Annotated in this window: 10 protein-coding genes; 4 read left to right on the forward strand and 6 right to left on the reverse strand. The window is 75.3% G+C overall.

The window, feature by feature from the left end; genetic code table 11:
* The coding region (locus CRM73_RS16240; RefSeq protein ID WP_229588501.1) for a glycosyltransferase at window positions 1-604 on the reverse strand (604 nt) is incomplete at its 3' end.
* 161 nt (window positions 605-765) lie between these two features.
* On the opposite strand from CRM73_RS16240, the gene CRM73_RS16245 reads away from it, so the two are divergent.
* Together CRM73_RS16245 and CRM73_RS16250 are read left to right on the forward strand one after the other, a co-directional pair.
* Window positions 766-1,632: a UbiA family prenyltransferase gene (locus CRM73_RS16245; RefSeq protein WP_229588487.1), complete on the forward strand. Its 867-nt coding sequence runs from the start codon at window positions 766-768 to the stop codon at window positions 1,630-1,632.
* Window positions 1,629-3,062 carry an NAD(P)/FAD-dependent oxidoreductase gene (locus CRM73_RS16250; RefSeq protein ID WP_109243072.1) on the forward strand — a complete coding sequence of 478 codons (1,434 nt, stop codon included), beginning with the start codon at window positions 1,629-1,631 and terminating at the stop codon, window positions 3,060-3,062. The genes CRM73_RS16245 and CRM73_RS16250 overlap by 4 nt, the downstream gene beginning before the upstream one ends.
* A gap of 44 nt (window positions 3,063-3,106) precedes the next feature.
* On the opposite strand, the gene CRM73_RS16255 is transcribed toward CRM73_RS16250, so the two are convergent.
* From CRM73_RS16255 to CRM73_RS16275, 5 genes are all read right to left on the reverse strand, one after another.
* Complete coding sequence (locus tag CRM73_RS16255) at window positions 3,107-4,288, reverse strand: prenyltransferase (RefSeq protein ID WP_229588489.1); 1,182 nt, start codon at window positions 4,286-4,288, stop codon at window positions 3,107-3,109.
* Window positions 4,285-4,641 (reverse strand): lycopene cyclase domain-containing protein, encoded by a 357-nt coding sequence (locus tag CRM73_RS16260; RefSeq protein ID WP_017834831.1) that lies wholly within the window; start codon window positions 4,639-4,641, stop codon window positions 4,285-4,287. Before CRM73_RS16260 ends, CRM73_RS16255 begins: the two co-directional genes overlap by 4 nt.
* Window positions 4,638-7,124, reverse strand: coding sequence for a phytoene desaturase family protein (crtI, locus tag CRM73_RS16265; RefSeq protein ID WP_229588491.1), 2,487 nt, complete (start codon window positions 7,122-7,124; stop codon window positions 4,638-4,640). The genes CRM73_RS16260 and crtI overlap by 4 nt, the downstream gene beginning before the upstream one ends.
* Complete coding sequence (locus tag CRM73_RS16270) at window positions 7,121-8,143, reverse strand: polyprenyl synthetase family protein (RefSeq protein WP_229588493.1); 1,023 nt, start codon at window positions 8,141-8,143, stop codon at window positions 7,121-7,123. Before CRM73_RS16270 ends, crtI begins: the two co-directional genes overlap by 4 nt.
* A 143-nt stretch (window positions 8,144-8,286) precedes the next feature.
* Complete coding sequence (locus CRM73_RS16275) at window positions 8,287-8,892, reverse strand: MarR family transcriptional regulator (protein WP_229588495.1); 606 nt, start codon at window positions 8,890-8,892, stop codon at window positions 8,287-8,289.
* A 38-nt stretch (window positions 8,893-8,930) separates the two neighbouring features.
* On the opposite strand from CRM73_RS16275, the gene CRM73_RS16280 reads away from it, so the two are divergent.
* Both CRM73_RS16280 and CRM73_RS16285 read left to right on the forward strand, forming a co-directional pair.
* Window positions 8,931-9,734 carry a glycosyltransferase family A protein gene (locus CRM73_RS16280; RefSeq protein WP_229588497.1) on the forward strand — a complete coding sequence of 268 codons (804 nt, stop codon included), beginning with the start codon at window positions 8,931-8,933 and terminating at the stop codon, window positions 9,732-9,734.
* Window positions 9,731-10,372 carry a hypothetical protein gene (locus CRM73_RS16285; protein ID WP_229588499.1) on the forward strand — a complete coding sequence of 214 codons (642 nt, stop codon included), beginning with the start codon at window positions 9,731-9,733 and terminating at the stop codon, window positions 10,370-10,372. The genes CRM73_RS16280 and CRM73_RS16285 overlap by 4 nt, the downstream gene beginning before the upstream one ends.
* Window positions 10,373-10,488: the final 116 nt, after the last annotated feature.

Raw genomic sequence — 10,488 nt, forward strand, 5'->3', positions numbered from 1 at the left:
CGGGCCGGGGCAGCAGCTGCGGGCTGATCCCCATCAGCGTGGCGCGGGAGGGTGCGGGGTGCCGGGGCGCCCGGCCGCCGGGCAGCTGCCGGCACGCGTGCTCGACGTCCCGGCGGAACAGCCGGGCGCCGCCGCGGGGCACCGCGTAGGTCGCCCGGTTGAACCGCCCGAGGTCCTTCGAGACCGTGGGCCCGCCCGGTGCGGAGAACTCCCGGGTGGGCGTCGCCACGGGCACGAACTCGGCGAGCGCGCGGGGGACGCCGAGGGCGTCGGCCACGGCCGGCGCGCTGAGGATCAGCGGGTGGTGCAGAACCAGGTCCGGGTCGAACGCCAGGGTCTCGCGCACCGCCGCGGAGAACATCCGCCGCATCCCGGGGCGGACCTCCGCGCGGACGTGGTGCACCGCCGCCCGCGGCGAGGCCCCGGGGGCGTCCATCAGCCGGTGGAAGTCCACGTCCAGGCCGACGGTGTCGATCCCGGCCAGGTCCACCCCGGAGTTCTCCGGCACCCCCAGCCGGACCCGGTGGCCCTGTGCGGCGGCGTGCCGGGCCAGGGCCGCGAAGGGCTCCACGTCGCCGCGGGTTCCGGAGGTCAGCAGCATCATGCGCACCCCCACAGTCTGCCCCGCGGCGGGACGGCGCACGAACGGACCGGCGGAGCACCCCGGGACCGCCGGGGCCCGCCGCCGCACCGGCCCCGGAACCGACGTAGTGTGGGGTGCACCCGGACCCCCGGGTCACCCGACGTCCGAGGAGGTCCGCCGCCGTGCCCCAGGCCGGATTCGCCCCCGCGCTCCAGCGGATCGTGCACATCTCGCGACCGGTGCTCTGGATCAACGCCCTGGGCACCGGCGTGGTGGGCATGTGGCTGGCGGGCTCGCTCTGGCAGTGGGAGGCGCTGCCGCTGCTGCTGTGGCTCACCCTCCCCTTCAACCTGCTGATCTACGGCGTCAACGACGTCTTCGACCAGGACACCGACGCCCTCAACCCCCGCAAGGGCTCGCTCGAGGGAGCCCTCATCCGGTCCGAGGAGGTGCGCACGATCCTGACCGCGGTGCTCGTCACCAATGTGCCGTTCGTCGTCTGGTTCGCCGTGACCCTGCCCCCGGCCGCGCTGGGCTGGATCGCGCTGTACGTCCTGGTCTTCGTGTTCTACTCGGCCCCTCCCCTGCGCTTCAAGGCCCGGGCATACCTCGACTCCCTGAGCAACGCCGCCTACGCGCTGCCGCTGGTCTTCGTCGCCCACGCGCTCGGGACGGCCCCCGTGTGGCCCGCGGCCCTCGGCCTGATGGCCTGGAGCGTGGCCAAGCACGCGTTCGACGCCGTCCAGGACATCGAGGAGGACCGCGCGGTGGCCATCACGACGACGGCGGTCCGGCTGGGCGCGCGCGGGACGGCCCTGTGGAGCGGCGGCTGGTGGGCCGTGTCCACGCTGGGCTTCGCGCTGGTCAGCCTCCCGGTGGCCGCGGTCAACGCGCTCATCGCCGGGTGGCTCGTGGTCTCCCTCCTGCGGGACCCGAGGCCGGGGACCGGGCACCGGTTGTACCGGTACTCGATCGCGTTCCCCTACGTCGCCGGCGCCGTGGCCGGCGTGCAGCTGACGGTGGCGCTGTTCTTCGGGCTGTACCCGTGAGCCGCGTCGTCGTCGTCGGCGGGGGGATCGGGGGGCTGACCTCGGCCGTGCTGCTCGGCCACGCCGGTCACCGCGTCACCCTCCTCGAGGCCGCCGACCACCTCGGCGGCAAGAGCCGCCGGCTCGAGGCCGAGGGGCAGCGCCTGGACACCGGACCGTCCCTCTTCACCTTCCCGGGGGTGTGGGAGGAGCTCCTCCGCCGCCTGGACCGGCTGCGGGACGCCGGCACCGCGGGAGCCGGAGCGCCGAGGGCCGAGGAGACCGCCGGGCTGGAGCTGGAGCGCCTGCCCGCGGTCGGCACGTACTACTACCGCGGCACCCGGTGCGAGCTGCCCGTCCCGCCCGGGCACCCCTGGCACGCGGCCTGGACCCGATTCGAGGCCGAGCACGGCGTGCTCGGCCCGGACATCACCCGGCTGCTGACCACCGACGTGCTGGACCGGGCGGCCTATCCCGCGCTGGGCCGGCTCGGGACGCTGTACGGGCGCCGGCTCACGACCCGCGACTACCTCGACAGCCTCACCTGGATGCCGGAGGGCCTGCGCGAGGTCATCGCCATCCACACCCTCAACGCCGGTGTCGGCCCGGCACGGACCCCGGCCCTGTACGCGAGCATGCCCGCCGTCATGGCGCGCGACGGCGTCTGGATCCCCCGGGGTGGGGTCTACGAGCTCGTCGAGGCGCTCCGGCGCCTCGCCGTGGACGCCGGGGTCGAGCTCCGCACCGGGGAGCCGGTGACCTCCGTCGCCCGCCGGCGCGTCCTGACCGCCCGGGGCGCGTACCCGGCCGACGCCGTCGTCAGCGGGCTCGACGCCCACCGGCTGGACGGGCTGCTCGCCGGGCGCGCGCCCCGGGCCCCGCGCCGGCTCAGCTGCTCGGCGATCGCGGTCTACGCCGTGCTCGACCACGAGCTGCCCGAGGGGACGCCCCGGCACGGGGTGATCATGCCCGACCGGCCCGCCGACCTCTACGCCGACCTGGAGGCCGGGACCGAGCCCGAGCAGACCATGGCCTTCGCCAACCACTATCCGGCGCACGCGGGCCACCCCAACAGCGCGGCCACGCTCGCCCTGCTGCTGACCGCGCCGGCCAACGGGAAGTCCTACACCCTCGAGGACCCGTTCGTCGCGCGCGAGCTCGAGCGCACGGCGCGGGTGCTCGGGCTGCCCGGGCCGATCACGGACCGCTTCCGGAGCGCGGAGATCCTGGACCCCGCGTACTTCGCCGCGCACGGCTCGGCAGGAGGGGCGCTCTACGGCGCCGTGCGTCCCGCGTGGCGCAGCGGCCCGTTCCACGCCCCGGCCCACACGAGTCCGCTGCGGCCGTGGCTGTGGCGGGTGGGCGCCTCCGTGCACCCGGGCGGCGGGCTGCCCGCGGTGCTGGGCGGCGCCATGATCTCGACCGACAAGCTGCTGAAGCGCCTCGGGTAGGGCCGGAGCCCCCGGCAGGTCCCCGCCCCGGGCCGGGCGGCCGGTCAGCGGGCGAGCTCCCACGCCCAGAGCAGCAGCAGCGTCGCGAGGAACCCGGTGAGGTAGTTCAGCCACAGGAACCGCCGCCAGCCCCGGTTGGCACGCTCGCAGCCGGCGTCCGTGATGGTCAGGAACGGCACGAGGTTGGCGAGATAGGGCAGCACCAGGAGGGACCCGACCGGCCCGGGCCAGGGGGCGAGCAGCAGGAGCACCCCGGCGGCGAGGTAGAGGGCCGCGGCGGCCCACACCGTGGGGCGGGCGCCCAGGACGGTGGCGATCGAGCGCAGCCCGCCCTCCCGGTCCGCCTGGACGTCCTGCACGGCCCCGAACGCCTGCGAGGCCATCGACCACAGGAAGAACCCGGCGCACAGGGCCACGAGTCCCCCCGACCAGTCCGCGCCGGCGAGCACGAGGCCGTAGACCGCCGGGGACACGAAGTGGGTGGCGGAGGTCGCCGAGTCCAGGAACGGGACCTCCTTGAAGCGCAGCCCCTTCAGGCTGTAGGCCGCCACCGCGAACAGGCTGACCCCGAGCACCCCCGCCGCGGCGGCCCCGCCCGCCAGGAACAGGTACGCCAGGAACGGCAGCGCCGTCAGCACCGAGCCCACGAGGACCGACCGGTGCTCCGAGCGGTCCACGAGCGCGCCCTCGACACCGCCCTTGCGGGGGTTGCGGAGGTCGGACTCGTAGTCGAAGACGTCGTTGATGCCGTACATCAGGAGGTTGTACGGGAAGAGGAAGAACAGCGTCCCCACCACCAGGGGCAGGTCCACCCGGCCCGTGGTCAGGACGTAGGCCGCCGCGAAGGGGTAGGCGGTGTTGACCCAGGAGACCGGCCGGGAGGTGGCCACGAGGGTGCGCACGGTGGCGGTGAGCCGGCCGCGCTCGGCCAGCCCCCACCACAGCGAGGGCAGCAGCAGCAGCGCGGCGAGCGGGTACGCGAAGTCCTCGACCGGCACGAGGCCGATCCGCAGCTCCGTGATGTGCCCGGCCCCGTAGTCGAAGAACCCGGCGGCGATCATGAGGTTGTCGAACACGACCGTCAGCAGCGCGAGCACGGCGAAGGAGATCCCGAGCACGGCCAGGGCCCGGCGCCGCGGCGGAGCCGGGGAGGGCCGGCGGACCAGCAGGGTGGCCGGGGTCAGGGCGAGCGCGAGGAAGACGGGGATCACGAGGGCGTAGGTCACGGGGCGTCCGCTCCTCCGCGGGCCGGACCGGCCGCGGCGGAGCGGCGCGCCAGCGCCTTCTCCGTGAGCCGGACGAGGTTCATCGTCAGGTAGCAGAGGAACACGAGGAACACGACCTCCTCGACGGGGATCTGCGGGGCGACCATCCAGCCGGTCGCCCACGCGCTGCGGCTGTGCAGGAAGATCCCGAGGCTGATCCCGGCGACGTCCCAGGCGAGGAAGAACACCAGGCCCGCGAGCAGTACGAGGGCCGCCCGGCGGGGGTCCTGGGCGAAGAACAGCCGCTCCCGCACGTCGAGGAGCACCATCCCGGCCAGGCTGAGGAGCAGGAAGCCGAGGTACACGAAGCTCATCCGCGCGGCACCAGGGGTTCTGCCAGCGGTCCGGTGGAGGTGTCCCCGCGCAGGTCCTTGAGCAGGATCTCCGCGCTGATCAGGCACATCGGCAGGCCGATGCCGGGGATCGTCGAGGCCCCGCAGTAGTGCAGGCCGGCGACCTTCCGGCTGCGGTTGGCGCCCCGGAAGAACGCGGACTGCTTGAGCACGTGGGCGGGACCGAGCACGTTGCCGCGCCAGGAGTTGAAGTCCCGCCGGAAGTCCTCGGGGCCCACGGTGTGGCGCACCACCACGCGCTCCCGCAGGTCCGGCACACCGGCCCACGCCGCGACCTGGTCGATCACCCGGTCCGCGACGGCCTCGACCCGCGGGGAGCCGGTGCCGTCCGGTCCGCCCGCGCCCAGCGCGGGGTCGGCGGGGACCGGGATCAGCACGAAGAGGTTCTCGTGCCCGTCCGGGGCCACGCCGGGGTCGGTCGCCGAGGGCTTGCAGACGTAGACGGACGCGGGGTCCGGGACGCTCGTGGGCTCCTCGAAGATCGCCCGGAAGTTCGTGTCCCAGTCCTCGCTGAAGAACAGGCTGTGGTGCGGGAGCTCGGGCAGCTCCCCGCGGACCCCGAGCATCACGAGCACCGCGCCGGGGCCGGTCTGGCGCCGGTCCCAGTACCGCTGCGGGTAGCTCTGCAGCTCGCGCGGGAGCAGCGCGGTCTCGGTGTGGTGCAGGTCCGCGGCCGAGACGACGACGTCCGCCGCCAGCTCGTGCTCCGCCCCGTCCGCGTCCCGCCACACGACGCCGGTGGCCCGGACGGGGCCGTCGGCGGCCGGGGAGGTGCTGATCCGCACCACGTCCGCGCCCGTCCGGATCCGTGCCCCGTGGGCGACGGCGAGCCGCTCGACGGCCTCGACGACCCGGCGGAACCCGCCCTGCGGGTACTGGACGGAGTCCGTGAGGTCCATGTGGCTCATGAGGTGGTACAGCGACGGCGTCATCCGGGGCGCGCTGGCCAGGAAGACGGCCGGGTAGCCGAGCACCTGACGCAGCCGCGTGTCCTGCACGGTGCCGGCGGCGAAGTCGTGCAGCGAGCCGGTGAGGTGCCGGGCGAGCTCGGGCAGGCCCCGCACGACCGGCCGGGTGAGCAGCGGCGTGAACGAGGCGTAGGAGGTGTAGAGGAAGTGGTCGACGGCCAGCTGGTAGGTCCGCTTCGCGGAGGCCAGGTACGCCCGGATCCGCTCGCCCGCCCCGGGCTCCACGGACTCGAACAGCGCCACGGTGTCCTCGAGGTCCGAGCGGATGTCGATGGGCTGCTCGTAGCGCTCGCCCCAGACCCGGTAGGCGGGGTCCAGGCGGAGCAGCTCGAGCTCCTGGGCGGCGCTGGAGCCCATGAGCCGGAAGAAGTGGTCGAAGACCTCCGGCATGAGGTACCAGGAGGGCCCGGTGTCGAAGCGGAAGCCGTCCCGCTCGAGCCGTCCGGCGCGCCCGCCCGTCGTGCTCCCGCGCTCCAGGACGGTCACGTCCCAGCCGTCCTTCGCGAGCAGGCCCGCGGCGGCGAGCCCGGCGATCCCGGCCCCCACCACCACGGCGTGCCGCCCCCGGGGCCCGGTGGGGCGGCGGCGGGTGCGCGCCCTGACCACGGCGGCCGCGGCGAGCGCGGCCTTGCGGGGGTTCGGCACGCGGATGCGGGAGCTCAGCAGCTCCCGGGCAGGGGTGGCGCGGATCCGCACGGACAGCTCCCGGAACAGGTCGTGGGCGGCGAGGACGGCGGCGCGGGAGGACCCGGGGAGGTCGTCGACGACCGCGCGGGCGGCCGCGAGGTCGGCGTCGATGTCGTCGAGGAGGCGGTTCTTCTCGGTCTCGGAGAACTCCCCCGGCTCCACGCCGGGGAAGTACACGCGGCCGAGCTCCCCGTAGTCCTCGGCCAGGTCGCGCAGGAAGTTGACCTTCTGGAACGCCGCGCCCAGGCGGCGGGCCCCCGCCACGAGCTGCGCGCGGCGCCGCTCGGGCACGGTGCGGCCGGCCAGGAAGACCTGCAGGCACATCAGCCCCACGACCTCGGCCGAGCCGTACACGTACTCGTCGAGGGAGGCGGCGCTGTGCCGGTCCTCGCTGAGGTCGGCGCGCATGGACGCGAAGAACGGGCGCACGAGGTCGGGGCCGATCCCCGCGTGGCGCGCGGTGCGGGCGAAGGCGTGCACCACGAGGTTGCTGCTGAAGCCGCGCCCGATCGCCGCGTACGTCTCGTCCTCGAGGCCGTCCAGCAGCTCCCGCGAGCCCCGGGGCGGGACGCCGGCGCCGGCGCTGGCGCCGTCGACGATCTCGTCGGCGATCCGCACCAGGGCGTAGACGGCGTAGACGTGCGGGCGGATCTCCGGGCCCAGCAGCCGGCAGGCGAGGCCGAAGGACGTGGAGTAGCGGCGGATGACGGTCGCGGCGGCCTGCTGGGCGGTGTCGTCGTACCGGGCGGCGGCCTCGGCCGGTGACCCGGTGTGCTGGGCGGCGGTCACCGGATGCGCTCCGTGGCCCCGGCCACGATGCGGCGCAGGTCCTCCTCGAGGGCGGCGGGCAGGCCCGCGGCGTCGAGCAGGGCACGGGCCTCGGCCGCGCACCCGGCGACCATGTCCTCGACCTCCTGCCGCGCCCCGCACTGCTCGAGCAGGTCGCGGGCGCGCAGGGCGTGCTCGCTGCTGATCTCGTGGCGGCCCAGGATCGCGTCGAGCTCCTCGCCGGCGGGCGTGCGCTGGGCTGCGGCCACGAGCATGGTCCGCTTGCCCTCCCGCAGGTCGCTGACCGCGGACTTGCCCGTGGCCTCCGGGTCGCCGAAGACGCCGAGCAGGTCGTCCACGAGCTGGTAGGCGGTGCCCACGGTGCGGCCGAGGCGCCCGAGCACCTCCACGTCCCGGTCGGGGGCCCCGCCGAGCACTCCCCCGGCCTGCAGGGGGGTCTCGAAGGAGTAGACCGCGGTCTTCAGGCACGTGGCCGCGAGGATCTGCTCGCGGCCGGGACGGGCCCCGGGCAGGGTGTGGTCGACGTCGAGCAGCTCGCCCGCGGCCGAGGAGAACAGGGCGGCGTCGAGCAGGTCGAGGACCCGGGGCAGCCGCTCGGGCGAGAGCCCGGAGCGGGCCACGAGCCGGTACGCGCCGGCCAGGGCGAGGTCCCCGGCGATGACGCCCACGCTCGCGCCGTACTGGCGCGCCTGGTCCGGCCCGGAGCCGGACGCGAACGCCCGGGAGGCCGCGGCGGCGTTGATGGTGGGCTGGTGCCGGCGCAGCTCGTCCTGGTCGATGACGTCGTCGTGCACGATGAGGGCGGTGTGCAGCAGCTCGAACGCCGCCCCGACGGACTCGACCACGGGGTCCGGCTCGGGCGCGGGATAGGCGCCGGCCGTGAGCCGCACGAGGTGCGGACGGATCTGCTTGCCGCCGGAGCTGAGCCGAGCGACCTCGCCCCACAGCCGGGCGAAGCCGGGGTCCACGGCCTCGGCGCGGCCGGTGGCCTCGGCGAGGAACTCCTCCAGGACGGGCACCCGGGCAGGCTCTCGCCCCCCACCGTGCCCGGTCCGCGTCCCGGTGCCCGGACGAGCGCTCGAGAAGGCCGATTCGCGCGAGAAGACCGTCACCATTCCCCCATTCCACCACAGTCCTTCGAAAATCGAATCAATTGTCCGTGTCACGCCGTGCGCGGAGCCGCCCCAGAACCCTCCGGAGCCGCCGCGGGCGGGTTCCCCCCGGTCGCCGCCCCGTCCTCGGGCGCGCCCTCCCCCGCCCGGTGGCCGGCCCGGCGGACCGCCTCGGTGAGCTCGGGCAGGCGCCGCCGCAGGACGTCGATCTCCTCGTCGGTGCAGTCGTCGAGCACCGCCAGGACCTCCTCGCCCATGGCCGAGAACATCTGGCGGCCGGAGCGGTAGGCGTGCTCGGTGGCCTGCAGGCTGACCTCCCGCCGGTCGCGGGGGTCGACCGCGCGCACCAGGTGCCCCGCGGCGACCAGGCGCTTGATCACCGTGGTGGTCGCCGAGCCGCTGAGCACGAGCCGGCGGGCGATGTCCCCGGCGCGGATCGGGCGGCCGGCGCGGTTGGCCTGCATGACCTCGTTGAGGGCGTGGACGTCCTTGTGCGCCAGCCCGAAGCGGCGGCGGACCTGGTCCGCGTACCGCTCGGCCTCGGTGCTGAACTGCTGCAGCAGGAAGAGCACGTCGAATCCGCGCCGCCCCCGGTGCGCGCTGCCGCCCGGCGCCGCGGCGCCGGACGTGCTGATCGTGCCCTCGTCGGACTGCATGTGCCGATTCTAGGGCGCGGGCGCGAGAGAATGGGGCCATGACGGAGAGCAGAGACCCGACCGGACCGGACCTCCCGCCCCCGGGGGCGCCCGGTGCCCCCACGGTGTCCGTGGTCGTGCCGGCCCGGGACGACGCCGTGCACCTCGCGCGCTGCCTGCGGCTGCTCGCCGCGCAGACCCGGCCGCCGGACGAGGTCGTGGTGGTGGACAACGCCTCGATCGACGGCACCGCGGACGTGGCCCGCGCCGCCGGGGCCCGCGTGGTGTTCGAGCCCGCGCCGGGCATCCCGCCCGCCGCGGCCGCCGGCTACGACGCCGCCCGGGGGGAGGTGGTGGTGCGCTGCGACGCGGACACCGTCCCCGGCCCGGAGTGGATCGCCGGGCTGCTCGCGGCCCTCGCGTCCCGCCCGGACGTGGTCGCCGTGGCCGGCCCGGGCCGCTTCCACGGCCTGCCGCCCGGCCTCGACCGGCTGCTCTCCGCGCTCTACATCGGCCTGTACGTGCTCAGCACGGCCGCCGCGCTGGCCCACCCTCCCCTGTTCGGCACCAACATGGCGATGCGCCGCTCCTGGTGGCTCGAGGTCCGGGACGGCGTCCACCGGCACGACCCGGAGCTGCACGACGACTTCGACCTCAGCTTCCGGCTGGACCCGGCGCACCGGATCCTCTTCCGGCCCGGCCTGTCCGTGGGCATGTCCCCGCGGGCGCTGCGGGGCGGGCGCCCCGCCGTCCGCCGGCTGGCGCGCGCCTTCCGGACGATCCGGCTCAACTGGGCCGACGAGCGCCCGTGGGAGCGGTGGCAGGCGCGCCTGGGGCACCGGCTGCCGGGGGGCCGCGCATGAGCCGGCTCGCCCTGGCGGTGCGGTGGCTCGGCCCGCTCTCCGTGCTGCTCACCGCACTGTTCTTCGACGCCGTGGGCGCCTCCGTGATGATGCTCGTGTGCCTGGCCATCACCATCACGTGGCGGGCCCGGCTGCCCGCGGCCCTGGAGATCACCACGGACCTGACGCTGCTGGTCGCGGCCTGGAGCTCCGTGTTCCTGCTCTACGAGAGGTACGACCACTGGGACCTGGTCGTCCACTTCGCGGCCACCGCGGTGCTGGCCGAGCTGACGTTCCACGCCCTCGAGCGCTGGTCCCGGCTCTCGTCCCCCGGCCCGGTCTCCCACGTGGTCCTGGTCAGCTCCCTGGGCGCGGCACTGGCCCTCGTGTGGGAGTACCTCGAGTTCGCCGGCTACTACCTCGTGGACCCCCAGGTGAACGTGGGCTACCTGGACACCATGGGCGACATGGCCGCCGGCCACGCCGGGGCGGTGGTCGCCGGGATCCTGGGCACCTGGGCCCGGCAGCGGGCGGACGCCTCCGGCGGCACCCGTCCGGACGGGGACGCCGCCGGCCCACCGGACCGCACCGGCCCCCGGGACGCCGTCGGGAGGCGGCACGCCGCCGAGGACCCGGACACCACCGAGACGAAGGACTGACCCATGTTCTGGACGAACCTGCTCAAGACCAGCGCGCAGACGGGGGCGGCCGCCGCGGCCGGCACCGCGGCCTCCGCCGGGGTGGACAGCCCCTGGTACCGGGACCTGCGGAAGCC

This window comes from Kocuria sp. CCUG 69068 (assembly GCF_020833785.1).
Taxonomy (GTDB): Bacteria; Actinomycetota; Actinomycetes; order Actinomycetales; family Micrococcaceae; genus Kocuria; species Kocuria rosea.